This window comes from Shewanella rhizosphaerae, assembly GCF_019457655.1.
Classification (GTDB): Bacteria; Pseudomonadota; Gammaproteobacteria; order Enterobacterales; family Shewanellaceae; genus Shewanella; species Shewanella loihica.
In genome coordinates, this window is the sequence record NZ_CP080420.1 from 1,890,309 (window position 1) to 1,915,857 (window position 25,549).

General features: G+C 55.5%; 22 protein-coding genes. 15 read left to right on the forward strand and 7 right to left on the reverse strand.

The genetic code is table 11. The annotated features are described in order from the left end of the window. The first annotated feature begins 25 nt into the window (after nt 1–25). Nucleotides 26–313 (forward strand): antibiotic biosynthesis monooxygenase family protein, encoded by a 288-nt coding sequence (locus K0I63_RS08520; RefSeq protein WP_220083136.1) that lies wholly within the window; start codon nt 26–28, stop codon nt 311–313. An 87-nt stretch (nt 314–400) separates the two neighbouring features. Then, nucleotides 401–1,081 (forward strand): peptidase E, encoded by a 681-nt coding sequence (locus tag K0I63_RS08525; RefSeq protein WP_258407004.1) that lies wholly within the window; start codon nt 401–403, stop codon nt 1,079–1,081. Nucleotides 1,082–1,092: 11 nt separating this feature from the next. Here the strand turns inward: K0I63_RS08525 and K0I63_RS08530 are convergent, their stop codons facing one another. Continuing rightward, the gene (locus K0I63_RS08530; protein ID WP_220083138.1) at nt 1,093–2,460 is read right to left on the reverse strand and encodes an alpha/beta hydrolase-fold protein; all 1,368 of its coding nucleotides are present in this window, start codon (nt 2,458–2,460) and stop codon (nt 1,093–1,095) included. Nucleotides 2,461–2,848: 388 nt separating this feature from the next. On the opposite strand from K0I63_RS08530, the gene K0I63_RS08535 reads away from it, so the two are divergent. The 10 genes from K0I63_RS08535 to K0I63_RS08580 all read left to right on the forward strand — a co-directional run bounded on the left by K0I63_RS08535 (nt 2,849) and on the right by K0I63_RS08580 (nt 15,290). After that, nucleotides 2,849–4,039, forward strand: a complete 1,191-nt coding sequence (locus K0I63_RS08535; RefSeq protein WP_220083139.1) for a thiolase family protein — start codon at nt 2,849–2,851, stop codon at nt 4,037–4,039. 135 nt (nt 4,040–4,174) lie between these two features. Further along, on the forward strand, nt 4,175–5,680 hold the full coding sequence (locus tag K0I63_RS08540; RefSeq protein WP_220083140.1) for a CoA-acylating methylmalonate-semialdehyde dehydrogenase: 1,506 nt from the start codon (nt 4,175–4,177) through the stop codon (nt 5,678–5,680). A gap of 163 nt (nt 5,681–5,843) precedes the next feature. Continuing rightward, nucleotides 5,844–7,001 (forward strand): acyl-CoA dehydrogenase family protein, encoded by a 1,158-nt coding sequence (locus K0I63_RS08545; RefSeq protein WP_220058418.1) that lies wholly within the window; start codon nt 5,844–5,846, stop codon nt 6,999–7,001. Nucleotides 7,002–7,016: 15 nt separating this feature from the next. Next, nucleotides 7,017–7,790 carry an enoyl-CoA hydratase gene (locus K0I63_RS08550; protein WP_220058417.1) on the forward strand — a complete coding sequence of 258 codons (774 nt, stop codon included), beginning with the start codon at nt 7,017–7,019 and terminating at the stop codon, nt 7,788–7,790. Continuing rightward, nucleotides 7,790–8,920 (forward strand): enoyl-CoA hydratase/isomerase family protein, encoded by a 1,131-nt coding sequence (locus K0I63_RS08555; RefSeq protein WP_220083141.1) that lies wholly within the window; start codon nt 7,790–7,792, stop codon nt 8,918–8,920. The genes K0I63_RS08550 and K0I63_RS08555 overlap by 1 nt, the downstream gene beginning before the upstream one ends. A 35-nt stretch (nt 8,921–8,955) precedes the next feature. Then, nucleotides 8,956–9,855: a 3-hydroxyisobutyrate dehydrogenase gene (gene mmsB, locus K0I63_RS08560; protein ID WP_144198853.1), complete on the forward strand. Its 900-nt coding sequence runs from the start codon at nt 8,956–8,958 to the stop codon at nt 9,853–9,855. 4 nt (nt 9,856–9,859) lie between these two features. After that, the gene (locus K0I63_RS08565) at nt 9,860–10,618 is read left to right on the forward strand and encodes an SDR family oxidoreductase (RefSeq protein WP_220083142.1); all 759 of its coding nucleotides are present in this window, start codon (nt 9,860–9,862) and stop codon (nt 10,616–10,618) included. 544 nt (nt 10,619–11,162) lie between these two features. Next, nucleotides 11,163–11,420: a hypothetical protein gene (locus K0I63_RS08570; RefSeq protein ID WP_220044966.1), complete on the forward strand. Its 258-nt coding sequence runs from the start codon at nt 11,163–11,165 to the stop codon at nt 11,418–11,420. Nucleotides 11,421–11,429: 9 nt separating this feature from the next. Further along, on the forward strand, nt 11,430–13,481 hold the full coding sequence (locus tag K0I63_RS08575; RefSeq protein ID WP_220083143.1) for a S9 family peptidase: 2,052 nt from the start codon (nt 11,430–11,432) through the stop codon (nt 13,479–13,481). Between the two features lie 213 nt (nt 13,482–13,694). Next, a complete protein-coding gene (locus K0I63_RS08580) occupies nt 13,695–15,290 on the forward strand; it encodes an ABC-F family ATPase (protein ID WP_011865475.1) in 1,596 nt (531 codons plus the stop codon). A 121-nt stretch (nt 15,291–15,411) separates the two neighbouring features. Here K0I63_RS08580 and K0I63_RS08585 read toward each other — a convergent pair whose 3' ends face one another. The 3 genes from K0I63_RS08585 to K0I63_RS08595 form a co-directional block, all read right to left on the reverse strand. After that, nucleotides 15,412–16,773, reverse strand: coding sequence for a leucyl aminopeptidase family protein (locus tag K0I63_RS08585; protein WP_220083144.1), 1,362 nt, complete (start codon nt 16,771–16,773; stop codon nt 15,412–15,414). A 72-nt stretch (nt 16,774–16,845) separates the two neighbouring features. Further along, entirely contained in the window at nt 16,846–17,274 is a 429-nt protein-coding gene (locus K0I63_RS08590; RefSeq protein ID WP_011865477.1) for an LETM1 domain-containing protein, read from the reverse strand. 59 nt (nt 17,275–17,333) lie between these two features. Continuing rightward, nucleotides 17,334–17,891: a TetR/AcrR family transcriptional regulator gene (locus K0I63_RS08595; protein WP_220083145.1), complete on the reverse strand. Its 558-nt coding sequence runs from the start codon at nt 17,889–17,891 to the stop codon at nt 17,334–17,336. Between the two features lie 128 nt (nt 17,892–18,019). On the opposite strand from K0I63_RS08595, the gene K0I63_RS08600 reads away from it, so the two are divergent. Beyond that, nucleotides 18,020–18,490 (forward strand): HPP family protein, encoded by a 471-nt coding sequence (locus K0I63_RS08600; protein WP_011865479.1) that lies wholly within the window; start codon nt 18,020–18,022, stop codon nt 18,488–18,490. A gap of 204 nt (nt 18,491–18,694) precedes the next feature. Next, nucleotides 18,695–20,185: a sensor domain-containing diguanylate cyclase gene (locus K0I63_RS08605; protein WP_220083146.1), complete on the forward strand. Its 1,491-nt coding sequence runs from the start codon at nt 18,695–18,697 to the stop codon at nt 20,183–20,185. Nucleotides 20,186–20,227: 42 nt separating this feature from the next. Here K0I63_RS08605 and K0I63_RS08610 read toward each other — a convergent pair whose 3' ends face one another. Genes K0I63_RS08610 through K0I63_RS08620 form a run of 3 tightly spaced genes read right to left on the reverse strand, consistent with a single transcriptional unit; the run spans nt 20,228 to nt 22,213 of the window. Continuing rightward, complete coding sequence (locus K0I63_RS08610; protein ID WP_220083147.1) at nt 20,228–20,977, reverse strand: ribonuclease H family protein; 750 nt, start codon at nt 20,975–20,977, stop codon at nt 20,228–20,230. A gap of 31 nt (nt 20,978–21,008) precedes the next feature. Next, nucleotides 21,009–21,584, reverse strand: coding sequence for a DUF1415 domain-containing protein (locus K0I63_RS08615; RefSeq protein ID WP_220083148.1), 576 nt, complete (start codon nt 21,582–21,584; stop codon nt 21,009–21,011). Nucleotides 21,585–21,616: 32 nt separating this feature from the next. Continuing rightward, complete coding sequence (locus K0I63_RS08620) at nt 21,617–22,213, reverse strand: LysE family translocator (protein ID WP_220058409.1); 597 nt, start codon at nt 22,211–22,213, stop codon at nt 21,617–21,619. 343 nt (nt 22,214–22,556) lie between these two features. Here K0I63_RS08620 and K0I63_RS08625 point away from each other — a divergent pair, with 343 nt between their 5' ends. Further along, nucleotides 22,557–25,433, forward strand: coding sequence for a M9 family metallopeptidase (locus tag K0I63_RS08625; RefSeq protein ID WP_258406974.1), 2,877 nt, complete (start codon nt 22,557–22,559; stop codon nt 25,431–25,433). Nucleotides 25,434–25,549 lie beyond the last annotated feature (116 nt).

Below are 25,549 nucleotides of genomic sequence, written 5' to 3' on the forward strand. Positions count from 1 at the left end.
CGATTTATTCTCTTGAGGAAGCAAGATGTTTGCCGTGATTTTTCGGGCCAAGGTGGCCACTTTAGATGCCAGATATGCCGAGATGGCCGCTAAGATGCGGCAGTTGGCGATGGACAAGTACCACTGCCAGGACTTCGTTGCCGTCACCGAAGGTGAGCTGGAGATCGCCATATCCTATTGGCGCAGCGAGGCCGATATTCTGGCCTGGAAACAAGACAGCGAACATAGAATCGCCCAGCAACTTGGCCGCGAGGCTTGGTATGAGAGTTATAAGGTCGAGGTGGTGGAGATCAAGCGTCAGTATCAAGGCTAAGGCTATTACTTAACTAGGCCTTTATTGAGAATTAAGCAGAACATTTGCCTGGGAAGGAAAGCCTCACAAGGAGACGAAACAGTGACTATGGTGCTGATCAGCGATCTTAACAGCGCGGCAAGTCAGGCGGCGATAACCTCTGTGCTTAGTCCCTTAGTGCTCAACCAAGGTGCTAATAAGAGCACTAGCCTGGGTTATCTGGCCTCGGGTCATGAGCCGGAGCAAAGCTACTACCTAGGGACTCAGGCGCAGTATGCCCGCTTAGGTATGGCGCTTAGCCATTATCTGGATCTCGAGCAGGGCTATACCCAAGCAGGGCTGGATAGATTACTCAATTGCCAGGCGATTCACCTTGCTGGCGGCGATACCTTTCAATTTCTGGCTCAGGTGCAGAAACGCGGCCTGATGGCCGAGTTTGCCGAATATCTCAATCGCGGCGGGATCTTAATCGGGCTCAGCGCCGGCGCTATGCTGATGACGCCAAGCATCGCTTGTGCGCCCCTGTGCGGCGATGAGAATCATCTGGGGCTGAGCGATTTGAATGGTATGCGGCTGCTGCCCTATCAATTTCTGCCCCATAGCGATCTGAGCGATGGCGGGGTTTCGCTCAGTGTCAGGGCCGCTTGCCTGCTCGAGGCAGCTTCTCTGGCCGAGTATCCGCTGATCCTCTGTGGTGATGAGGATGCCGTTGTCGCCACCAAGGCAGGGCTGCGCGGTTTCGGCCAGCCACTGCTGTTCGATGGTGTGAGCCTTATGTCCTTAGTTTAAAGGCAAAGCCGCTACTGCAACTCCCATAACTCCCAGGTGTTGAGGCAATACTGCTTAGCCAGCGCCAAAGCTTTTTGTTGGTGTCGCTGCGCGTTTGCCTCATCGCCTTGAGATTGATAGTAGAGACTCATCTCCCTGTGCCAGTAGGGTGAGGCTTCGCCCTCTTTAGCAACGCTGTCCAGCAGGGCCTTGGCCCGCGCACCGTCGCCCTTAACGTTAAAGCCCTTGGCCACCTGTACAGTCACTATGGTGAGCGAGTCGGGAAATTCCTGCTTTACCGCCGCTAAGATTCCATCGAGTTTATCGAGTTGCTTTGACCAGAACAGATACTTGCCAAACTGATAGGCCTGCAGCCACTCGATGTGAAAGCCGGCCCAGTTTGCCTTGCGCTTGGCAAAATAATCCAGCACGGCGCGGTAGTCGCCAAGGGCCAGCATATCACCGCCATCCAGGCCGTAGTCTGGTGATAAAAACAGCAGGCCGTCATTGAGTGCGGGCAGGGCGGTGGTGAAGTGATTTTCGTCCGGGTACTGCTTAAACTGCCAGTGGATCTTTTGCTCGTCATAGCCTTTGAGTGAACCTACCAGTTCATCGACCCCCATCTCCTGCTCATTGGCCAGGGTCAAGAATAGCGGCGCCTCGATGGGCGCTTTCTGCAAGCGCTGCTTGAGTAATTCGATATAGTGCATCTTGTCATACCAAACGCTCGGGCTCATGGCCAGATAGGCATCGAAGGGGCTGTTTACTTGTGTCATGGCATAGAGGGTGAAGAGGCCGCCTAGCGAGTATCCGGCCAGCGCCTTGTGTGGATTAGTGCGAAACTGCTTGTCAATAGTGGGCACTAGCTCCTTGGTCAGATAGCGATAGAAGGTGTCTGCGCCGCCAAAGGCCTCGCCCTCGTCGCTCTTCCAGGTGGTGGTGTAGAGATAATCGCTCTGGCCTTGATTGGCGATGCCCACCACTATCATGGGCGCTATCTTGCCCATGCGCGCGAGATGCAGTGCCAGGGCCGATACATGTTGAAATTGAAAGTCGGCGTCCACCACATAGAGCACGGGGTAGTGCCGCGCGTTGCCATGGTAGCCTTCGGGCAGGGAGACCATGTAGCGCCTTGGCGCCTTAAACTCGCGCGAGTCATGGCTATATTCGTATCCCGCGATGATGGCACTGCCACTTGCTGTGACGTCTGCATTAGCTGGCGTCTCGGCCCATGCCTGGGTGAGGGTCAATAGTAGGCAGACGCAGAGGGAAAGGCATTTTCCCAGGGCTGTAGGGATATTTGTTCTTATTGGTTCTGGTGTTGTAGGTACTGATGTCTTAGGTACTGATGTCTTAGGTAGTGATGTCTTAGGTAGTGATGTCTTAGGTATTGGAGTCATAGGTCGTCCCGTCCATGTGAAACTCGTAGGCCGATAGCCTTATATTTTTAACCTTATTTTTACCAGTAAATAGTCACTTATGTCTTGCTAAAAAGTGCTTCATCTTGCCTTTACTATCCATTACTTATTGTTTTTAATCGCTTTACTCATATTTTACAGCAGCAGGCTAGCCTATTCCCCTTGTTGCGCACACCACCAAAAACAGCATCTTGTCGCCAAGCTGTAAATTCAGCCTGACAAGACATTAGACTAAAGTTAGTGAAATTCGACCAGTTAATGCTTGCTTTACGTTCGCGTAAACGTCACAGTGATATTATTTGAACATGATCACACTCCCCAAGGGGAGGCGTGTGATGTGAGCGCATAAGTACCTTGAATGGAGCGGAAGATGAGTACAGAGCAAACTAACCAAGAAATCGTGATTGTCGCGGCAAAACGCACCCCAATGGGCGGATTCCAAGGAGCCCTTTCCAGCGTGCCGTCACCGACACTCGCCGCCACGGCGATCAAGGGACTCATGGACGCCGCAGGCGTTCAGGGCGGCGATGTCAACGAAGTCTTGATGGGCTGCGTATTACCGGCAGGCCTGGGTCAGGCGCCGGCGCGTCAGGCAACCTTAGGTGCGGATCTTCCCCTGTCTGTGGGCGCGACTACAGTCAACAAGGTGTGTGGTTCGGGTATGAAGACAGTCATGCTGGCTCACGACCTGATCAAGGCCGGTAGCGCAGATGTCGTGATCGCCGGTGGTATGGAGAGCATGAGCCAGGCGCCTTACCTGCTGGATAAGGCTCGTGGCGGCATGCGCATGGGCCATGGCAAGGTGCTGGATCACATGTTCCTCGATGGACTGGAAGATGCCTACACAGGCGGCGCCATGGGCACCTTTGCCCAGAAGACGGCCGATGATTTTGGTATTACCCGTGAGGCGATGGATAACTTCGCCCTGAGCTCGCTGCAAAAAGCTAACGCTGCGATCGAATCTGGCGCATTCAAGGCAGAGATAGTGCCTGTTACCGTGGCGAGCCGCAAAGGCGATCTTGTTGTCGATACCGATGAGCAGCCAGGTAACGCAAGACCCGAGAAGATCCCAACTCTGCGTCCCGCTTTCGCCAAAGATGGCACCATTACGGCTGCAAACTCAAGCTCTATATCAGATGGCGCTGCTGTGTTGATGCTGATGAGTGCAGGTGAGGCGAGTAAGCGCGGTCTAGAAGTTCTGGCCACTATCAAGGGCCATACTACCCATTCACAAGAGCCTTCTATGTTCACCACTGCGCCAGTGGGTGCCATGAACAAGCTGCTGGATAAGGTGAACTGGTCGAAAGACGAGGTGGATCTGTTTGAGATCAACGAAGCCTTCGCCATGGTCACCATGCTTGCCATCTCTGAACTTGGTCTGGATGAGGCTAAGGTCAACGTCAATGGCGGTGCCTGTGCACTTGGCCATCCTATCGGCTGCTCTGGTGCCCGCGTGCTGGTCACACTGATTCACGCCCTGAAGGCCAGAGGCCTTAAGCGTGGCGTGGCATCACTTTGTATCGGTGGTGGTGAAGCCACGGCCATGGCTATCGAAGTGTAATTCCCTTATTTGGGCTCGCTACCGCGAGCCCATGCATTCACCCATGATTATGTGAGTTTTTTGCTGTCACTTACATAGCAGATCATCAGGCAGCGGCAGATGCCCAGGCCTGTTAGACGTATTTAGGAAAGCGATATGACAACTCAAGTAAAACATTACATCGACGGTCAGTTTATTTTAGGTAGCGGCCAGCAACAGATCTCTGTCACCAACCCGGCGAACAACGAAGTGATTGCCACCATCAACGCCGCTACGGTAGAAGAAGTTGAAACCGCGATCGCCAGCGCCAAGCAAGCCTTCAAAACCTGGAAAGAGGTGCCTGTGTCTGAGCGTGCGCGCGTCATGTTCCGTTACCAGCACCTGCTAAAGCTGCATCACGATGAGATCGCCACCATCCTGGCCCAGGAAACCGGTAAGACCTTCGAAGATGCCAAGGGCGACGTATGGCGCGGTATCGAGGTGGCTGAGCATGCCTGTAATATCGCTAGCCTGATCATGGGCGAAACCGTTGAAAACGTGGCCCGAAGCATTGACACCTATAGCTACACCCAGCCGCTGGGTGTGTGCGCCGGTATTACGCCGTTTAACTTCCCTGCGATGATCCCACTGTGGATGTTCCCACTGGCGATCGCCTGTGGTAACACCTTCGTACTGAAGCCATCTGAGCAAGATCCGCTGACGCCACAGCGTCTGGTTGAGCTGTTTGAAGAAGCCGGCGCGCCTAAGGGCGTACTGCAGCTGGTACATGGCGATAAGACGGCGGTAGACGTGCTGCTTAGCCATCAGGATATCAAGGCGATCTCTTTCGTCGGCTCTGTGGGCGTAGGTCAGTACATCTATAAGACAGGTACCGACAACCTCAAGCGCGTTCAGGCCTTTGCAGGTGCCAAGAACCACTGCGTTATCATGCCAGATGCCAACAAGCAGCAGGTGATCAACAACCTGGTGGGCGCCTCTGTGGGCGCGGCCGGTCAGCGCTGTATGGCCCTGTCGGTAGCGGTATTTGTCGGTGAAGCCAAGAAGTGGATTCCTGAGCTGCGTGACGCCATCGCCAAGGTGAGACCCGGCGTGTGGGACGATAAAGACGCGGCTTATGGCCCGGTTATCAGCCCGGCCGCCAAGGCGCGTGTGCTTAAGTTGATTGCCCAGGGTAAGGAAGAGGGCGCCGAGTGTCTGCTGGACGGTAGCGACTTCACCGTCGAAGGCTATGAAAATGGCAACTGGGTTGGCCCAACCATGTTTACCAATGTGACCACAGACATGAGCATCTACAAGGAAGAGATCTTCGGCCCTGTGCTCTGCTGCATGGAAGTCGAGTCGCTGGAAGAGGCGATCGAACTGGTGAACAACAGCCCATATGGTAACGGCACCTCTATCTTTACCGCTTGCGGCGCCGCGGCCCGTAAGTATCAGCACAACATCGAAGTGGGTCAGGTAGGGATCAACGTGCCAATTCCTGTGCCACTGCCATTCTTCTCGTTCACTGGTTGGAAGGGCAGCTTCTACGGCGATCAACACGCCTATGGTAAGCAGGCGGTGCGTTTCTACACAGAGACCAAGACGATTACCGCTCGTTGGTTCGAGACAGATATCGTCGAGGCGGAGCACCATGCGCCTAACATGACGATTGCCCTGAAATAAGGGATAGCAAGAGACCTTGCAAGGTAAAAGCGATAAGGCCGGGGCCGAATCGCTTTTATCATTACTAGCCTTCAACAAGTTAAGCGCCGCCATAAATAAGCCGGGTACTGGAGTCAAATAAAAAGGGCCAAGGCAAATACAAAGGCGCGAAAGGAGAGATCAGATGGATTTTAATCTGAATGAAGACCAACGTCAGTTCGCCGAACTGGCCACTCAATTTGCCCAGGAAGAGCTGGCACCCTTTGCCGCCAAGTGGGACGAAGAACATCATTTCCCTAAAGACGTGATCCAAAAAGCCGGTGAGCTGGGTTTCTGCTCACTCTACTCGCCCGAGTCGGAAGGCGGCATGGGCCTGTCACGTCTGGATTCATCCATTATTTTCGAGCAGCTCGCTATGGGCTGTACCGCTACCACAGCCATGCTGACCATTCACAACATGGCCACCTGGATGGTGACCAGCTTTGGCTCTCAGACCCTGCGCGATGAGTGGTCTGAGGCGCTGACCACAGGTAACAAGCTGGCCTCATACTGTCTGACCGAGGCGGGTGCGGGTAGTGACGCGGCGTCACTCAAGACCAAGGCGGTACGTGAAGGCGATGAGTATGTGATCTCAGGCGCCAAGATGTTTATCTCGGGTGCAGGCTCTACCGAGCTGTTAGTGGTGATGTGCCGCACAGGCGACGCCGGCCCTAAGGGGATCTCGGCCATCGCCATCCCGGCCGATGCCGCAGGGATCACTTATGGTAAGGCGGAAGACAAGATGGGCTGGAACGCCCAGCCGACCCGCGAGATCACCTTTGACAAGGTGCGTGTGCCTGTGACTAACCTACTGGGTGAAGAGGGCCAGGGTTTTACCTTCGCCATGAAGGGCCTGGACGGCGGTCGTATCAACATCGCCACCTGCTCAGTGGGTACCGCCCAGGCGGCGCTGGAACGCGCCCAGCAATATATGAACGAGCGTCAGCAGTTTGGTAAGCCGATTGCCGCCTTCCAGGCGCTGCAATTCAAGCTGGCCGACATGGCGACAGAATTGGTGGCCGCCCGTCAGATGGTGCGTCTGGCTGCCTTTAAACTCGACTCTGGCGACCCAGAGGCGACCGCCTACTGCGCCATGGCGAAACGCTTTGCTACCGACGTGGGCTTTAACGTGTGTGACAGCGCGCTGCAGCTACACGGCGGCTATGGTTATATCCGCGAATATCCTTTGGAGCGCCACTTCCGCGACGTACGCGTGCACCAAATCCTAGAGGGCACCAACGAGATCATGCGTCTCATCATTGCCCGTCGTCTACTCGACGAAAACGCCAGCCAAATCTTATAGTCAGGGAGAAGAGAGATGACAGCGATAGTTGAACAGATCATCGGCCATACTGCCGTACTGACCATGAACAACCCACCGGCCAACACTTGGACGGCCGACAGCCTGGCGCTGCTTAAGCAGAAGGTGACCGAGCTGAACGCGAACAAGGAGATCTACGCCCTGGTGCTGACCGGCGAAGGCGAGAAATTTTTCAGCGCCGGCGCCGACCTCAAGCTATTTGCCGATGGCGACAAGGGTAACGCCGCCACCATGGCAAAACACTTTGGCGAGGCCTTCGAGGCCCTGAGCGGTTTTCGCGGCGTCTCTATCGCCGCCATCAACGGCTACGCCATGGGCGGTGGCCTGGAAGTTGCGCTGGCCTGTGATATCCGTATCGCCGAGGCCCAGGCCGTGATGGCACTGCCAGAAGCCACAGTCGGCCTGCTGCCATGTGCCGGCGGCACCCAGAACCTGACGGCCCTGGTGGGCGAGGGCTGGGCTAAGCGCATGATCCTCTGCGGCGAGCGTGTAGGCGCCGACAAGGCGCTGAGTATTGGTCTTATCGAAGAGGTGGTCGACAAGGGAGCAGCCCTTGATGCCGCCATGGCGCTGGCCGAGAAGGTGGCTAACCAGAGCCCAAGCAGCGTGACCGTGTGTAAGCAGCTGATCCAATCGGGCCGCGCCATGCCGCGCACTCAGGCGCTGCCACTAGAGCGTGAGCTGTTTGTGGGCCTGTTCGATACCGAAGATCAGGCCGAAGGGGTTAACGCCTTCCTGGAGAAGCGCAAAGCAAACTGGAAGAACCGCTAATGACTGAGCAGACTAATTGTGTGGTCTTTCAGACCCTAGGCACGCTATCGGGTAAGCTGGTGGGCGTTGCAACCCTCAACATGGAGAAGGCACTTAACGCCCTCAACATGGAGATGGTGCGTGCGCTGACTGCTCAGCTCACCGCCTGGGCGGACGATGACGCCATCGCCATTGTGGTACTGGACGGCGCGGGCGAGAAGGCCTTCTGCGCCGGCGGTGACGTACGCGCCCTCTATCAGGCGGCCCGCGAGTTGCCGGGCGAGATCCCCGAGGTGACTCAGGACTTCTTCACCCGAGAATATTTTCTCGATCACCTACTGCACACCTTCGACAAGCCAGTGCTTGTGTGGGGTGATGGCATCGTAATGGGCGGCGGTCTCGGCCTGATGGCCGGCGCCAGCCACCGCGTGGTGACCGAGCGTTCACGTATCGCCATGCCAGAGGTGACTATCGGCCTCTATCCCGATGTGGGTGGCAGCTATTTCCTCAACCGTATGCCGGGCCATGTCGGCCGTTTTCTGGGCATGACCGCCTATAATATGGATGGCGTCGACGCCTTCTATGTGGGCCTGGGTAATCACTACCTGAATTCAAGTGACAAGCAGCCGCTGTTCGATGCGCTTTCAAGCATCGATTGGGAAAGCGATGTCTGCGCTAACCACGGCAAGCTCAATGCGCTGCTTGAGGCGATGTCGAGCCGCTGCGCCCAGCCAATGGGCGAGAGTATCCTAGAGCAGCATCAGGCACAGATCGATGCCCTGATGGACGGTGACCTCAATGAGATAATGACCAGAGTGAAGGCGGTTGAAGACGCCGAGCCTTGGCTTTCGCGCGCCCTAAGCACCATGCTAGCCGGCAGCCCGTTGAGCCTGCACCTGGTCTATCAGCAGTCGCTGCTAGGCACCGAGCTGAGCCTGAGTCAGGTATTCCAGCTGGAGCTGGGACTGAGCTGTAACTGCTGCTCAATCGGTGATTTTGCCGAAGGGGTGAGGGCACTGCTTATCGATAAGGACCGTCAGCCCAAGTGGCTGTATGAGACCGTCGAAGCGGTTCCACAAGAGATGGTCAAGTCACTGATGACCTCGCCATGGGATCCGCAAAACGATCCACTGCGTACCTTAGGCCAATAATTTTTCAGGCAAAGCCTGAGGAAAAGGAGCAAAACATGAATACAGTTGCATTTATCGGATTAGGTAACATGGGTGGCCCGATGGCGGTCAACCTGGTGAAGGCTGGCTACACGGTTAAGGCCTTCGATCTCTCGCAGGCGGCCCTGAGCCATGTGGTCGAGGAGGGCGCCATGCAGGCGCCGAGTGCCTGCGCGGCAGCGGCGGCGGCCGATGTGGTGATCACCATGTTGCCTGCGGGCAAGCATGTGCGCAGTCTCTATCTGGGAGACGAGCAGAACAAAGGCATCATAGATGTGGTGGCCGACGGCACCCTGCTCATCGACTGTTCTACCATAGACGCCGAGAGCGCGCGCTTTGTCGCCGAGCAGGCCAAGGCCAAGGGGCTCGAGTTTATCGACGCGCCGGTATCGGGCGGCACAGCCGGTGCGGCGGCTGGTACCCTGACCTTCATCTGTGGCGGCAGCGATACCGCATTCGAGCAGGCCCAGGGCGTGCTGAATGTGATGGGGGCCAATATCTTCCACGCTGGTGGTCCGGGCGCCGGTCAGGTGGCCAAGATCTGTAACAACATGCTGCTGTCTGTTTTGATGGTTGGCACCAGCGAGTCGATTCAGATGGGGATCGACCACGGACTGGATCCTAAGGTGCTCTCAGAGATCATGAAGGTCAGTAGTGGTGGTAATTGGACGCTAGATAAATATAATCCTTGTCCAGATGTGATGGAAAACGTGCCATCATCAAATGGTTACCAGGGTGGATTCATGGTTGATCTTATGGTGAAAGACTTAGGTCTGTCGCAGGAGGCGGCCTTGCTCTCTAACTCGAGCACCCCAATGGGCGCCTTGGCCCGTAGCCTGTACGTGAATCATGCCCGCCAGGGCAATGGTAAACGTGATTTCTCCAGTATTTTTGAGCAGTTTAATAAAAAAGGGTAAGTTGATGGATTTAAAAGATAAGGTTGTTGTCATCACAGGTGGTGCCGGTGGTTTAGGTTTTGCGATGGCCCAAGAACTTGCCGCTGCTGGTGCCAAGCTGGCACTTATCGATGTGGATCAGGAGAAGCTAGAGCGCGCCTGTGCCGATATCGGCGATACCACTGAGGTGCAAGGTTACGCCTTCGATATTACCGATGAAGAAGATGTGGTGGCCGGTTTCGGTTATATCCTCGAAGATTTCGGCCAGGTCAACGTGCTGGTCAACAACGCGGGTATTTTGCTCGACGGCATGCTGGTGAAGGCCAAAGAGGGTGAGGTAACAGATCGTATGTCGCTGGCGCAGTTCCAGGCGGTGATCAATGTTAACCTGACCGGCTCTTTCCTCTGCGGACGCGAAGCCGCCGCGGCGATGATCACCTCTAAGCAGCAAGGTGTTATCGTTAACATCTCTAGCCTGGCGAAGGCCGGTAACATTGGCCAGACCAACTACGCGGCCTCTAAGGCGGGCGTTGCCGCCATGTCTGTGGGCTGGGCGAAAGAGCTGGCACGCTACAATATCCGTAGCGCGGCGGTGGCGCCGGGTGTTATCGAGACTGAGATGACGGCGGCCATGAAGCCTGAGGCACTTGAGCGTCTCGAGAAGATGGTGCCGGTTGGACGCTTAGGCCAAGCAAGCGAAATCGCCGCTACCGTTAAGTTCATCATCGAAAACGACTATGTTAACGGTCGCGTGTTCGAAATAGACGGTGGTATCCGCATCTAAGTCGTTCATTCTAGTTGTGCGAAACGGGCCCAGTGCCCGTTTTTTTATGGCGACGCCTATCCTTGGTAAAGGCGCCATGTTCTAAGGCGTGCCACTTGATGTAATCTAAGGAAGGTGCGAATAAGTCCCGTGCTTGCTCTGCGTGTGCTTAAAGTGGATAGATGCAAGGCACAGTTTGCAGCGAATGGCCCTAGTCCTTCGCAAGAACTGTAACGCAGAAAATACCGCTGTAAGCCTCGCCCTGCGGGGCTTTGATAGCAACACCATTTCGGCGTTATTCAACTTCAGCAGGCCTCGGCATGCCCTCAGTTGAATGCCTTGAACTGTCGCTGCTATCAAAGCCAGAGCTGTGCGACGACTTGTTCGCACCTTCCCTAATACCAATCAGGGTAAGTATGTGATCAGAAATAGCGCGGGAAAAACGGTCGATAACAAGGCAGGATTTTCGATAAGTAGTTATTCTACAATCAAAAAGCGTAACGCCGTTATCGGAGGTTTTAACAAGCTAGCATGATCAGTTATTTACCACGATTGGTATAACCTTATGAGTAATAAAAGAAAGATGATATGGTTTGAACAAGCAACCAAGACGCTGATGCTAATCGTGGGTGTCATTGGGGTGGTGGTGATCTATGCTGGTTTCTTCTTTCTGCTGATAACCCAGTCTACGGCCAGCTTCTTGCCCTGGTATATTCTGATCTCCCCCTGGCTCTGCATCTACTTTGGCCTGAGCGGTGAGAAGCAGAGGCTCACTCTCCTGTGGTTGCGACGTAAGTTATTCTTTTGGCGTAAATTCAAGTGAAGTAAGACTATGGCGCGACGGTTCAAAAACCTGACTCTGGTGCTGATCATGGTGGCCGTGGCCGCCGTGCTCTCGATGCGCCTTTTTCAGGTCGAGCCTCCCGAGCAGCCCCGCGACAAGCGTAGTGGTCGGCTGATCGCCGACTACGGCAGCTGGCACTCGGTGCTCTCCGCTAAGCAGGTCTACGCCCCCTCGGATAGCTTCGGCGTCCTCAGGCCCATGGGGGGCGGGCTCTATTTCACCCAGGCCGATGCAGAACGCGGCGGCAAGGTGGGGGTCAATAAGATCACACCAAAGGGTGAGGTGGCGAGCATCATAGATCCCGAATTCGATGTGAAGAGCCGGGTGCACGAGTATGGCGGCGCCCCCGTGCTGGCCATAGGTAACAGCCTGTTTGCGGTGAAAAGTGACGATCAGCGCTTCTACCGTATCGCCCCCAATCAGGCCCCCGTGGCCCTAACGCCAGCAGATACGCGTCATGCCGATTGCGTCTCTTACCCTAAAGGTTCGCGTATTATCTGTGTGCGCGAAGATCACCGCCTGGCAGGGGATCCCACCGCCAGTATAGTGGCGTTAAACCTTAATTTTGAAAACGAAGGTGAGACTTTGGTCAGCGGTAGTGATTTTTACGCCGCGCCCCGCGTCTCACCAGATAATCGCCAGCTGGCCTGGATAAGCTGGCAGCAACCTAACATGCCCTGGGACAATACTGAGCTCTGGGTGGCCGATCTCGATCCCAAGGGCGGCATTAAGAATCCAAGGCGCCTGCTAGCCAATCTTCAAGGCGCCATCACTCAGCCGCTCTACAGCCCCGGCGGTGAGCTCTATGTGGTGGCCGATTTCAACAACTGGTGGAACCTCTATCGCATCACGCCTGAGGGCGATGCTCAGCCTGTGCTCGAATTGGCGGGTGAGTTTGCCCGGCCCGACTGGTTGCTGGGCAACCACAGCTATGCCTTCGAGTCTGAGGAGCAGCTGATCGCCAGCGTGCAGACAGAGGGCAGGACATACCTGCTTAGGCTGCATACCCAGCTTGGGATCAGTGAGTCGATTGCCGCCGAGTTTGCCGAGGTTAAACAGGTGGTTAAGGGACCGGACGGCGTCTATTTCATCGGCAGTAAGATAACTCCGGAGAAGGGGATCTATCGCATTCGGGGTCGGGGCGTCGAGTGGGTATATGGGCCCAGGGTGACGCCCCTCGACCCTCGCTACATCTCACGTGCCGAGCCTATCCAGTTCACCTCCGACATCAGTGGGCTGCCCGTCTATGGCTACTTCTACGGCCCCATGAACCCAGATTATATCGCGCCGGACGATCAACGCCCGCCGCTGATCGTCATGCTACATGGCGGGCCTACCTGGCGAGCCAGCCTGAGTTTTCGCCGGGACATCCAGTTTTGGACCAGTCGCGGTTTCGCCGTGCTGGATGTCAACTATCGTGGTAGCTCAGGCTTTGGTCGTGACTATCGTCAGAGCCTCTATGGCCTGTGGGGCAGGGCCGAGGTGGAAGATGCCATCGAGGCGGCCGATTATGTGATGGACAAAGGCTGGGTCGACGCCGACAAGGTAGCCATTCGCGGCATGAGCGCCGGCGGCTTCAGTGTGCTCTCGGCGATGGCCTTCTATCACACCTTCAAGGCCGGCGTGGTCTACTCGGGGATCAGCGATCTCGAGGCCCTTGATCGAGAGACCCATAGATTCGAACAGGGCTATCTGCATCACTTGGTCGGCGAGCTCAAACCTAACTCGCCCCTCTACCGTCAGCGCTCGCCACTGTATCACTTAGACGATCTCAAGGCGCCGCTGCTGCTGGTGCAGGGGGCCAAGGATCCTATCGTGCCCGCGAGGCAGTCAGAAGCCATCTACGCCGCGCTGAAACGCCGGGGCGTACCCGTGGCCTACTTGCAATTTGACGATGAGGGCCACGGGGTGAAGAAGCCGTTGAATCGCATTGCCGCGCTTAACGCCGAATTATCCTTTTATGGTCAGGTGTTTGGCTTTACGCCAGCCGATAAGCTGAGTCCACTTGCCATAGATAACGCGCTCGCCCTGGGCCATTAAAGACTACACAGAATCTAGACGGAAAAGCGGCGGAAAATCGCCCGCTTAAGTTGCTAAAATCCCCCAAAGTGGCTATAGTAGCGCGCTTTAAAATATCCCTTTAGCGCAGTTTTTCATCAGCTTGTCATCGGCAGCCGATAGGGTGTTTGTTGAGTAAGCTACTAGACTCAAACAGGCGTCACTTCGCTTAACTACTATTTTCGGAATTTCACATTGATCACGACAGCTAACATTACCATGCAGTTTGGCTCTAAGCCGCTGTTTGAAAACATCTCAGTAAAATTTGGCGGCGGTAACCGTTACGGCCTTATCGGTGCCAACGGTTGTGGTAAATCAACCTTCATGAAGATCCTCGGCGGCGAACTCGAGCCAACATCGGGCAACGTCTCTCTGGATGTGAACGAGCGTCTGGGTAAGCTGAGCCAGAACCAGTTTGGTTACGAAGAGTTTAACGTGGTCGATACCGTGATCATGGGCCACACCGAGCTGTGGAAGGTGAAACAAGAACGTGACCGCATCTATTCGCTACCTGAGATGAGCGAAGAAGATGGCATCAAGGTGGCCGAGCTGGAGATGGAATTTGCCGAGATGGACGGTTACACCGCAGAAAGCCGCGCCGGCGAGCTGCTGCTGGGGGTGGGTATTCCACTGGAGCAACACTTCGGTCTGATGAGCGAAATCGCTCCAGGTTTCAAGCTGCGTGTGCTGCTGGCCCAGGCGCTGTTTAGCGATCCAGATGTACTGTTGCTCGACGAACCCACCAACAACTTGGATATCGACACCATCCGCTGGTTGCAAGAGATGCTTAACCAGCGTAACAGCACAATGATCATCATCTCACACGACAGATACTTCCTCAACTCTGTCTGTACCCATATGGCGGATCTCGACTATGGTGAGCTGCGTGTTTATCCGGGTAACTATGATGAATACATGACGGCAGCGAGCCAGGCGCGTGAGCGTCTACTGTCTGATAACGCCAAGAAGAAGGCGCAGATCGCCGAGCTACAAGGCTTCGTGGCGCGTTTCTCGGCCAACGCCTCTAAGGCGAAGCAGGCGACCTCTCGTGCCAAGCAGATCGAGAAGATCAAGCTGGAAGAGGTTAAGGCCTCAAGCCGCGTCAACCCCTTCATCCGTTTCGAGCAGGAGAAGAAGCTGTTCCGTAACGCCTTGGTGGTTGAGGAGCTGTCTAAGGGTTATGACGACGGCCCACTGTTCAAAGACTTTAACCTGATCGCCGAAGTGGGCGAGCGCATTGCGGTACTGGGTGAGAACGGTGTGGGTAAGACCACCATGCTGCGTACCCTGATCCACGATATCCCGCAAGATACAGGGACTATCCAGTGGTCTGAAAACTCGGCCATCGGCTACTACGCACAGGATCATGAATCAGATTTCGAAAACGACATGACACTGTTTGATTGGATGAGTCAGTGGCGTAAACCTGAAGATGACGATCAGAGCGTGCGTGGTTACCTCGGTCGTATGCTGTTCAGCTCTGACGACATCAAAAAGTCGGTACGTGTACTCTCGGGTGGTGAGAAGGGCCGTATGCTGTTTGGTAAGCTGATCATGCAAAAGCCTAACATTCTGGTGATGGATGAGCCGACCAACCACTTGGATATGGAATCTATTGAGTCGCTCAACAACGCGCTGGAGATGTATGAAGGCACCCTGATCTTCGTCAGTCACGACCGCGCCTTCGTATCGTCACTGGCCACCCGCATCATAGAGATCACCCCACAGGGTGTGAATGACTTCAAGGGCACCTATGATGAATTCCTACGCAGCAAAGGCGTAGAGGAATAAGCGATTAGGTATCTTGCCTAATAAAAAGCCCAAGTGTTTAAACACTTGGGCTTTTTTTATCGCCTGACTTTTTTATCGCCTGACTTTTTTAACGTCTAACTCTCGTTTAACGAAACCGCCGTTACTTGGCGAAGCGATTTGCCAGATAGTCGAACACGGCGCGAATGCCGAAGGCTTCGCCGCCGATAGGGCGACCCGGTAGCTTGCGGGTATTCCAGGCCATGACGTCGAAGTGGGTCCAGCTGATCTCCTCATCGACGAAGGCTTCCAGATAGAGGGCCGCCGTGATGGCGCCGCCGAAGGGCACCTTGCCACAGTTGGCTAAGTCGGCGATATCGCTGCCGGTCAGGTCAAAGTAAGGCTTGTGCAGTGGCATGCGCCACACGGGATCTTCAACGTTCAGGCCAGAAGCCGTGATGCCCGCGGCAACTTCGTCGTCGTTGCTGAAGAAGCCTGGCAGCTCAGTGCCCAGGGCGATGCGCATGGCACCTGTAAGGGTAGCGAAATCGATCAGCAGCTCAGGCTTGTCGCTGTTGGCTTCGGCCAAGGCATCACACAGCACCAGACGGCCTTCGGCGTCCGTGTTGTCAATCTCAACCGTGAGGCCCTTGCGGGTGGTGATCACATCACCCGGGCGGAAGGCATTGGCCGAAACGGCGTTTTCCACCGCTGGCACCAATACGCGCAGGCGTACCGGCAGCTCGGCGGCCATGATCTGATGGGCCAGGCCGATAACATGAGCGGCGCCGCCCATATCTTTCTTCATCAGGCGCATGCCGGCGCCAGGCTTAAGATCCAGTCCGCCCGAGTCGAAACAGACCCCTTTACCCACCAGGGTGACCTTAGGCGCGTCTTCATCGCCCCAGGTGAGATCGATCAGGCGCGGCGCATTATGGCTGGCGCGGCCAACCATGTGAATAGTGGGGTAGTTGTGGGTCAGCAGGTCGTCACCGACGATCTGAGTGACCTTGGCGCCGAATTCTACTGCCAGTGACTCCATGGTCTCGCCCAAGTGCTGAGGCATCATGTCAGCGGCAGGGGTGTTGACCAGATCGCGCACGATAGAGACAGAGCGCGCCATCTTGAGAGTCTGCTCAACCAGCTCGGCATCGCGGAGCACCAGCTGAGGGTAGACCTTGTCATTGGCCTTATAACGGTCAAACTTGTAGGCACCTAAGGCCCAGCTAAAGGCCGCCAGCTTACAGGTCTGGGCATCGGCCTCCAGCAGGTATTGGCCGGCCGGTAGTTCGTTAACCAGATCGCCACACACCCAGTGGGAGTCTTTGTCGTCGCTCACATAAAGCACCTGGCTGAGGCTGCCGTCAGTGCCTGGGATCAGGCTGAGGCCCTTGCCCTTGTATTGGGTGCTGCCTAGCCAGTTTTGAACCGGTTTATCCTGGCCGTTTAGCCAATCGTTATAGTCATTTGCCGCGAGTAGCGTCAGTGGGATCCCTTCGGAACCAGAGAGGAGTAGTTGAGTCATTGGGCATCATCTTGTTGAGGTCAAAATTCAACTTAGATTAGCATGTCAGCCCCTCGGGGTGAAAGCGGCGCATCATTCATTGCTGGCTTTTTCGACAGCGTCCAGGGCGCGCTTATTGGCACGGGCTTCACGGCTCAGCTGGGCCTTGCGCTCGGAGAGATTATTGAAGGAGCTGGGCAGCACCTCGACGCCGACCAACTTACCCAGTTTCACCACCACAGGAATGGTGATGGGGGCAAAGGGCAGCACGGCAAACACCCCAAGGCCCAGGCCTTTGATCAGATCCGCCAGCTGCTGGTTTGCCAGCCGTAGCTCTTCCTTGCTGGCCTGCTTGCGGGTGTAACGACCATAGGCGACCAGCATATCCTTGGTCTCCTGTTTCTCCTGGGCCAGGGCATCTTTGAGCACCAACATGTCACGTTTTAAACGTAGACCGAAGCGGCGACGACTGATGCGCAGCACCCTGAAGGGGGCCTTATGTAATTTACGATAAATTTTCATGGCGCGATTGTCTCATAAGCCCAGCGCAAGACCTATCTTTTCCTGATACTCTTTTTGCCTTAGATGAGGCTGGGTGCAAGACGTTGCAGCAGGGTCTGGCTGCGAAGGGCGGCGCCCTTATCCTGGCTCACCATGGCCGAAACGATGGCGCCCTCTTTCATCAGGCAGATAAGGTCTAACAGGGCTTCGTTTGGCTGATGGAGGTGCTTGCCAATCAAGTCTCGAACCGCCTGTTTATGGAACTTGGCGAAGCGCGATACTTGACAGCGGCAGTCGCCACATTCGATGGCGGAGTTGATAAACAGGCAACCGTGAAACTGACTCAGCTCGGGTACCCGGTCGTTAAACCAGTCATCCAGCGCGCTAAACAGTGCATCGATCACGCCGAGATCGTCCTGAGCTGGCTTAAGGCGCTCCTCCAGCCAGTGGATGAAGATCTGGTGACGGGTTTCGAGCACCGCCACTATCAGGGCTTCCTTGCTGCTGAAGTGATGATACAGGGTCTTCTTGGCGACTCCGGAGACCTTAAGCACCTCGTTGATCCCCACAAGATTGATGCCCCGCTCGGTAAAGAGGGAGAGGGCGGTATCGATTAGCAACTGTCTCTTATCTGTCATCTTAGCCTCGCTTTTTTTATATCTTGACATCGGTAGACCAAGTTGTCTACTCTTGCGGGTAGACAGACTTGTCTACACAAGGCTTGCCAACATCAGGCTTGTCTATAAAAGGGAGTTAAGAGATCAAGATGAATAAACTGGCATTTGCGTTAATCTCTGGCCTGGGGGCCGCCTTGGCCATCGGCCTGTTATCCTTTGCAGAAACCCTGCAGTCGGACATAGTGCTGCTCATGGTGCCTTTCGGCGCTACCGCGGTATTGGTGTTTGGGGTCCCGGACAGCCCCTTGGCCCAGCCGAAGAACGTGATCTTCGGTCATCTGCTGACCTGCGCGATCGGCCTCTATTTCGTTCACTATGTCGGGGTGAGCCCGTTGACCCTGGCGATTGCGACCGGGCTCGCGGTCAGCGGCATGCTGCTCACCAAGACGACCCATCCACCGGCGGGCGCCACTCCGCTGTTGGTGATGTTAACGGGGCAGGATTGGAGTTTTCTGGTTTCCCCCGTGTTGTCCGGCGCCCTGATCATAGTGCTTGTGGGTAAACTGATCGCCCTGATGCACAAACGCCTGGAGCGGCAGCAGCGCGCGGCGCTGGATTAGATCATCCTTTATGGCTAGGGCAAGATACAACTTTTGTGCGTAATTTCAGTAGGCTAGATTGGTATAGGCTATACTTTTGATTTGGTCACGGGTGAGCGATTTGGCATAAAGGTCTATAGCTGGACTTTAACTGGACTTGGTTGAAGTCGCCCCTTACCCATGGGCTCGTCAGCGCAGGCCGCTCGGCAAAAGGATGAAGAGTGAATGCACCACCCATTTAAGCCGTTCAAAATCTATAGTCTGGCCATCTTATATGTCGTCTTTCTGGTGGGGGCCTTCTCTATCCTGATGGCCAGCATAGATCAGTCTCAGCGCGACTGGAAACGCCATACCTATGAGGCGCTGGAGAAGACCGCCTATTTCAACGACGCCATGGTAGCCCTAGGTTACGGCGGCTTTATCCACGACTTTAAGAATGCGGTGATCCGCCAGGATTTGAGCTATCTCAGGCGGGCGGAAACCGAGATAGAGCTGGGGTTGGACTCGCTGCAGAAATACCTGCAACGAGCGCCCGAACATACCGCCGAGGTGCGTGCGATCCAGTCTGTGGTCAGCCAATATCGCCATAACCTGCCTAAGCTTAGGCAGATGCTGGAGGAGAAGCAGTCGGTGGCGGATATCGACCGGGTGGTTCGCGTCGATGATACCCCAGCCATCGAGGCGATAGAGGCCATACTTTCAAGCCATGCCCAGAGCCCTAACAGCCTGTTCGAGCAGGCAGGCAGCGCCCATCAGCGGGTGAATCATATGCTGCTGGTGATCCTCTGCGCCCTGGTGCTGGTCAGCATCTTAGTATTTAGCTTTATCCGTTATGTGAATAAGCGCCTGGCGATCAAGCTTAAGGATCTCGAGGTGATCTTCCGCTGCGCCCCCAACGCCATCTTCTCGGTGAACGAACACGGCACCATCATCTCCGCCAATCGTGAGACCATGCGCCTATTTGGCTTCTCCGAGCGGGCGCTCAACAAGATCAATGTCGACGACCTGGTGCCCAGCGCCACCAAGGAGAAGCACAAGAAGCTGCGCCTCGAGTTTCAAAAATCCGATCGGGTGCAGCCCATGTCTCAGCGCAACACCATCTTCTATGGCAAGAAGCTTAACGGCGACGTGTTTCCCGCCAGCATCTCTATTGCCACCTATGGGGTGGGGGATGAGAAGCACAGCATAGTGGTGATCAAAGATCTCAGCGACGAGATGCAGTACAAGTCCCAGGCCAATACCGATCCCCTGACAAAGGTCGCCAACCGGCGCGCCATCAACCGCCAGCTGGCGGCGGCCATCAGCCGCAGCAATCGTCAGCAGACCCCGCTTGCGGTGTGTATCTTCGATATCGATCACTTCAAGGCGGTCAACGATAAACATGGCCATCTGGTGGGCGACGATGTGTTGCAGCGGGTGGCTAAGATCTTCAGCGACGCCATACGTAAGACAGACTTCGTTGGCCGCTGGGGAGGCGAGGAGTTTGTGATCATCCTGGAAGATACAGACAAAGAGGGCGCCAAGCATTTTGCCGACAAGCTGAGGCAAGAGGTGAAGCGCCGCAGCCAAGGGATAGATTTCCCCGTGGCCATAACTTTAAGCGCCGGTGTGTCAGTCTATTGTCAGGACGACAAGCAAGATTGCCTGTTCAACCACGCCGATCAGGCCCTCTACCGCGCCAAGGAGAGCGGCCGCGACTGCGTGATAGTGATTTAACGCGGCTAATCTAACTCTCTGTATAAAAGTGATGGTAAAAGTTTATCCTGCCCGCATCGCCAACAGGGCAGGAACATCCAACGGCTGCTGATAGCGGCTAAAGCGGGTTTCCTTGCTCTCTATGGTGTAGATAGACATGCGATCGGCCAGCTCGTTGCCCTCAATTCCAACATGCGCCGCCACATGGCTGAGTTTTAGCTTATCCTTCAGGCTATCGTACAGCTCATGGGCCTCCTGGATCACGCTTAAGTTCGCTATCTCCCCCGTCTTACGGCGCCAGCCATTAGCCTTCCATCCATAGGACCATAGGGAGATACACTTGATGGCATATTGGGAGTCGCTGTGAATATGCACGCTAAGCCCCTGCTCAAGGTATTGCCCCGCCATCAAGAGCGCCTGATGTAGGGCATTTAACTCGGCTGTGTTGTTGGTGCCATTGGGGTTGTAGAGCCCGTACCAGAGCTCGGCCAACTCGCCTCTTTTATAGAGCGCCAGGCCAGAACCCGCCTCACCTGGGTTAGGCTCGCAGCCGCCATCGGTATAGATATCGATATCGCTGTCTGGCTGCTCACTAACGGCGGGCTTGTTTGGCTTCGATGGCGCCGGCTTAGCCTTGCTGCTAGCGATTTTGCCTGTTTTGCCAGCGCCAAAGGCGGCCTCGGCTTCGGCCTGGGTCTTAAACGATTTATAACGCGCGCCGGCAAAGCCATCGACCAGAGCCTTGGTCTGGGGCCAACTGGTAAAGATGCCGGTCTCGCGTCCTGCCCACACCACATAATATTTGCTTGCCATCTGTCTCTCCCTCTTGTTTTTTGCGCTTGGGTCAGTCGTCTTGCTTGCAGTTTTGCAACAGCTTGACGAAGAAGGCCTCACCCTTACGCTCGGCAAAGGCGATGTTGCGCTCGGGGATCGACTCGGGATCCTCATAGTCGGTTAAGGCGCGCTCCATGCTTGCTTCACGTATGATGTGCAAGGTGGGATAGGGGGCGCGATTGGTGTAGTTGGCGGCGCTGTCTTGTGGCTCGCCCTCGAAGCAGTAGTCGGGGTGGAAGCTGGCCAGTTGAAACACCCCCTCAAAGCCTTGATCGATCAGCAGCGCGTTGGCGATATCCACCAGATCCAGATAGTGATAAAAGCCTTCGAAACCTCGCGGCAGGATAAACAGGGTAGTCTCGGTTTGCGGGTGCTCCTCGAGGTAGTGGCACTCGTCGATCAGCGCGTTTAATACGGCTTCCAACTGATGTTGCTCCACCACCCTGTAGCGTATGCTGTTGCGCTCCACTTCCCGGCGGGCGAAGGGGCAGATGTTGTACTTCATGATCACCTTCTCGACCCAATTCTGGGTGGCTAAGGCGATGCCTCTTTCTTCGGCGTTGTGATTGCGCTCAGTCGCTGCCACGGCTGCTCCCTATGATGCGGTTTTTGTGTGGGTTATTGAGGAGCGATCATAGGGATGATGGAGGCCACAAGCAAGAGCGCCATGGCGATGTTAAAGGCTTTTTGCTGACCCTGATGCTTAAGTAGCCGCTTGAGCGCCACGCCGAAGCCGAGCCACACTAGGGCGCAGGGCAGGGCGACGCTGAAGAAGACGCTGGCGATGGTGAGCACCTGAGGCGTTAGCGGCTTGTCCATCACGGTAAAGGTGGCAATGGCGCCGACGGCCATGATCCAGCCCTTAGGGTTGACCCACTGAAAGGCCGCGGCCTGTAGGAAGGAGAGAGGTTTTGCCGTCTGTTTGCCCTCCATGCGGCTGCTGCTGTTGGCAATCAACCAGGCCAGGTAGAGCAGGTAGGCGATGCCGACATACTTGATGATAAGGTGCAGCAGGGGATAGGCCTGAAACACGGCGCTCAGCCCAAGTCCTATCGCCAGTACCATGCAGGGAAAGCCGATACAGATCCCTGCCAGATGGGGCAGGCTCAGGCGGATGCCAAAGTTTACCCCAGAGGTCATCAACATGATGTTGTTGGGCCCGGGGGTGATCCCCGAGGAAAAGGCAAATAGGGCGATGGCGAAAACCAGTTCCATGAACGGCGTGTCTCTAAGGTGTTTAGTCGAGGTGCTATGATCTCAAGGCTTGTCTCTGCTGACCAGCAAATTTTTTCATTTCCAAAACTTCGCTATAACTTACTGTAAAAATTAATTTTGTTAGATTATCTCTGTGGTAATTTGCACATTCCTAATGTAAATCTCCTGCCGAGCACTTGCAATAATATATTGTATAAAATATAACAGTGTTGCCATAAATTGTTAACTCTGGGTTAACAAGGATGTGCTAAACGCTCGATATAACGCCTCAGAGAAGGCGAACCGGGCTAATTCAACCTGAGTAATGAGCGGCCTTTAATGGTCGTTCGGTCTGGAGACCAATATGACAAATAAAACATTAGGCGGCGCTCGCCGCTTCACCCCAACAGTGCTGGCCCTGGCCTGCTCGCTACTGGCCACTCCGCTGGTGCTGCACGCTCAAGCTGTTCAGGCACAAGGCATGCCGGCAAAGGATGTAAAGGGCCCACTCTCGCTAAAAGCCGCGCCGCCAACCCAGCTGGCACCTGCCCAGAAGATGAAGCCGTCTGCCGACAAGGCCGCAGCGAGTTCTCGATTCGACAAGTCTGCGCGCAAGCCCATAGGGGCACGTGATGCGCAAGAGGGCGAAGGCGTGAGGCCTGAGAAGCGTGGTAGCAAATTGGAGAAGGGGAGCAAGGGGCAATCGGCGCTGCCGGGCATGAAGGGCAATCAAGGTGCGACCGGGCCTGCGGCCGAGGCGGATGCCTGTAACGGTTACAGCCAGTTCGACAGCCTCAGTGGCCAGGCGCTGTACGATTTCGTTCGCCAGGCTGAGTTTTCCTGTATCTCCGAGCTCTATTCTCGCAACGATGCCACCGCGGTCAAGGTGTATCAGGCCGACAACGTGGTGGCCGTGGCGAATCTGGCCAAGGCAACGGCTGCAAGTTACGACAGCAGTACCGGCGGCGAGCTGTTTAACCTGTTCTACTTCCTGCGCGGCGCCTTCTACATAGAGTATTACAACGATGATCTCAGCTATGGTGACAGCCGTGCCAGCGATGCCATGCGTGAGCTGCTACTGGAATATGCCAAGAACCCGACCTTTAACAGCCTGAGCGACATGCAGGGCAACACACTGCAGGAGTATTTCATCGCCTGGGACAGCTCCTACAACTACTATGATTCGGTGGCCGTGATAACCGATTATCTGAATCAGTTTAGCGAGCAGCATCTGTCCTCCTGGTACCACAGAAGTGCGCTGACCAAGGCGCTGACCACCCTGTATCGCGGCAACTGGGATGAAAAATATACCAAGGCGTCGATGGAGTATGATGCCCTGCGCGCCGCCTTGCTTAAGGTGGCGACCTCGGACTACATCATCAACTCAGAGTATGCCTTCGAGTCCTCGGATGCCTTTCACGAGTTTGGCCGTTTCTACGAGTATCAGGCCTACTGGAAATTGCCGGACAGCCTGAAAACGGCCCTCAACGGCGGCGTGCAGCAATATATGGCCAAGTTTAACCGTCTGTCTAAGCAGTGGGTGGATGCGGCCGGTTATCTGGATTACTACAACCCTGGCCAGTGCGACAGCTTCGGCATCTGCGGCTGGGAAGATGAGGTGGAAGCCAGCGTGCTTGCTATTCACTACAGCTGCTCGGACACCATAAAGATCCGCGCTCAGCAGCTGACGGATCAGGAGCTGCAGGCCTCTTGCGATCTCATGGGTGAGGAAGAGGGGCTGTTCCATCAGATACTGGCAACCGGCGGCGAGCCAGTGGCGGACGACTACAACGAAGATCTGCAGGTCAATATCTTCGATAGCTATGACGACTATGACGTCTACGCCGGTATCATCTTCGGTATCAACACAGACAACGGCGGCATGTACCTGGAAGGCACGCCGTCGGCTCCCGACAACCAGGCACGTTTCATCGCCCACGAGGCCACTTGGACCGACGACATCCTGGTGTGGAACCTGAGACACGAATATGTGCACTACTTAGATGGTCGCTTCAATCTTTACGGCGCCTTTAACTACTTCGATGTCGACACGGGTAAGTCTGTGTGGTGGGCCGAGGGCCTCGCCGAATATATCTCCCATCAGAATCGCTACGATGAGGCGGTCGATATCGGCCGCAGCCAGGAATTTAGCCTGAGCGAGATCTTGTCTAACACCTATGACAGCGGTACCGACAGGGTCTATCGCTGGGGCTATCTGGCGGTGCGCTTCCTGTTCGAGCAGCACAGAAGCGATGTGGACGCGCTGTTAGTTCACGCCCGCGCCGGTGATACCTCGGCCTGGCTCAGCTATATAAATAACACTATCGGCACAAACTATGACGCAGAGTGGAACAGCTGGCTGCTGACGGTGAGTAGTAACGATACGCCGCTCGATGGTGGCATAGTCACCCCGGTCGACAGCGATGGCGACGGCGTGATCGACAGCGAAGATGCCTTCCCCAACGATCCGACCGAGTGGGCGGACGAGAATGGTAACGGTATCGGCGATAACGCCGATGCGGCCAATGGTGGTGGGCAGACGGGGAACTGCGGCGCCGCAACCATCAGCGACGGCAATATAACCCAGGAGCAGGCCGAGTGTGTGGCAGGCACGGGGCTGAACTACTACTACACCTATGTCGAGCAGGACAATACTCAGCTCTATATCACCACTACGGGCGGTGAGGGCGATCTGGATATCTACTTTAACCAGCAGACTTGGGCGAGCCCGAGCGACTATGAGGTGAAGTCGCAAAACAGCGGTAACGAGGAGTCAATCAGCGTGGTCGCCAACCGCGGTTGGGTCTATCTCTCGACGGTAGCCGTGACGCCATTTGAGGGCGTGAGCCTCAAGATCAGCCAGAGCGCCGGCACTGCGCCGGATAACGGTTCGCCTCAGGTAGCGGATGCCTGCCTAAGCCAAAGCCCTTATAGCTATGGCGGGGTGGAGTTTGGTCAGGCGGTGTGTGTGGCCGACGGCCATTCCAGCTACTACTTCTATGTGCCGGCCAATACAGCGGCCATAGAGATCAACACGGCCCATGGTAGCGGTGACCTGAATCTCTACGCCAACGCGGTGACTTGGGCGAGCCCGACGGCTTATCAGTTCAAGTCGGAAAACGTCGGTAACGGTGAGCAGATCCGCGTCGTTTCACCTGCCGAAGGCTGGTTCTATGTCAGCGCCGATGGCGCGCCCTCAAGCAGTGGCGCCAGTTTGGTGGTTACCCTGGAGAGCAACTAGGCACTTAGCGTTTTACTAAGTTGTACTAAGTTGCCCTCAGTGTCTTTAAGCTAAAAACGTCGGTATCTTGCCGGCGTTTTTTTATCTGTCTCGCTCAGGTTCTTATTCGCTCATCT

Coding starts and splice junctions, on each gene's coding strand:
- K0I63_RS08520 (WP_220083136.1), top strand. CDS start 26: ATGTTTGCCGTGATTTTTCGGGCCAAGGTGGCCACTTTAGATGCCAGA.
- K0I63_RS08525 (WP_258407004.1), top strand. CDS start 401: ATGGTGCTGATCAGCGATCTTAACAGCGCGGCAAGTCAGGCGGCGATA.
- K0I63_RS08530 (WP_220083138.1), bottom strand. CDS start 2,460: ATGACTCCAATACCTAAGACATCACTACCTAAGACATCACTACCTAAG.
- K0I63_RS08535 (WP_220083139.1), top strand. CDS start 2,849: ATGAGTACAGAGCAAACTAACCAAGAAATCGTGATTGTCGCGGCAAAA.
- K0I63_RS08540 (WP_220083140.1), top strand. CDS start 4,175: ATGACAACTCAAGTAAAACATTACATCGACGGTCAGTTTATTTTAGGT.
- K0I63_RS08545 (WP_220058418.1), top strand. CDS start 5,844: ATGGATTTTAATCTGAATGAAGACCAACGTCAGTTCGCCGAACTGGCC.
- K0I63_RS08550 (WP_220058417.1), top strand. CDS start 7,017: ATGACAGCGATAGTTGAACAGATCATCGGCCATACTGCCGTACTGACC.
- K0I63_RS08555 (WP_220083141.1), top strand. CDS start 7,790: ATGACTGAGCAGACTAATTGTGTGGTCTTTCAGACCCTAGGCACGCTA.
- mmsB (WP_144198853.1), top strand. CDS start 8,956: ATGAATACAGTTGCATTTATCGGATTAGGTAACATGGGTGGCCCGATG.
- K0I63_RS08565 (WP_220083142.1), top strand. CDS start 9,860: ATGGATTTAAAAGATAAGGTTGTTGTCATCACAGGTGGTGCCGGTGGT.
- K0I63_RS08570 (WP_220044966.1), top strand. CDS start 11,163: ATGAGTAATAAAAGAAAGATGATATGGTTTGAACAAGCAACCAAGACG.
- K0I63_RS08575 (WP_220083143.1), top strand. CDS start 11,430: ATGGCGCGACGGTTCAAAAACCTGACTCTGGTGCTGATCATGGTGGCC.
- K0I63_RS08585 (WP_220083144.1), bottom strand. CDS start 16,773: ATGACTCAACTACTCCTCTCTGGTTCCGAAGGGATCCCACTGACGCTA.
- K0I63_RS08590 (WP_011865477.1), bottom strand. CDS start 17,274: ATGAAAATTTATCGTAAATTACATAAGGCCCCCTTCAGGGTGCTGCGC.
- K0I63_RS08595 (WP_220083145.1), bottom strand. CDS start 17,891: ATGACAGATAAGAGACAGTTGCTAATCGATACCGCCCTCTCCCTCTTT.
- K0I63_RS08600 (WP_011865479.1), top strand. CDS start 18,020: ATGAATAAACTGGCATTTGCGTTAATCTCTGGCCTGGGGGCCGCCTTG.
- K0I63_RS08605 (WP_220083146.1), top strand. CDS start 18,695: ATGCACCACCCATTTAAGCCGTTCAAAATCTATAGTCTGGCCATCTTA.
- K0I63_RS08610 (WP_220083147.1), bottom strand. CDS start 20,977: ATGGCAAGCAAATATTATGTGGTGTGGGCAGGACGCGAGACCGGCATC.
- K0I63_RS08620 (WP_220058409.1), bottom strand. CDS start 22,213: ATGGAACTGGTTTTCGCCATCGCCCTATTTGCCTTTTCCTCGGGGATC.
- K0I63_RS08625 (WP_258406974.1), top strand. CDS start 22,557: ATGACAAATAAAACATTAGGCGGCGCTCGCCGCTTCACCCCAACAGTG.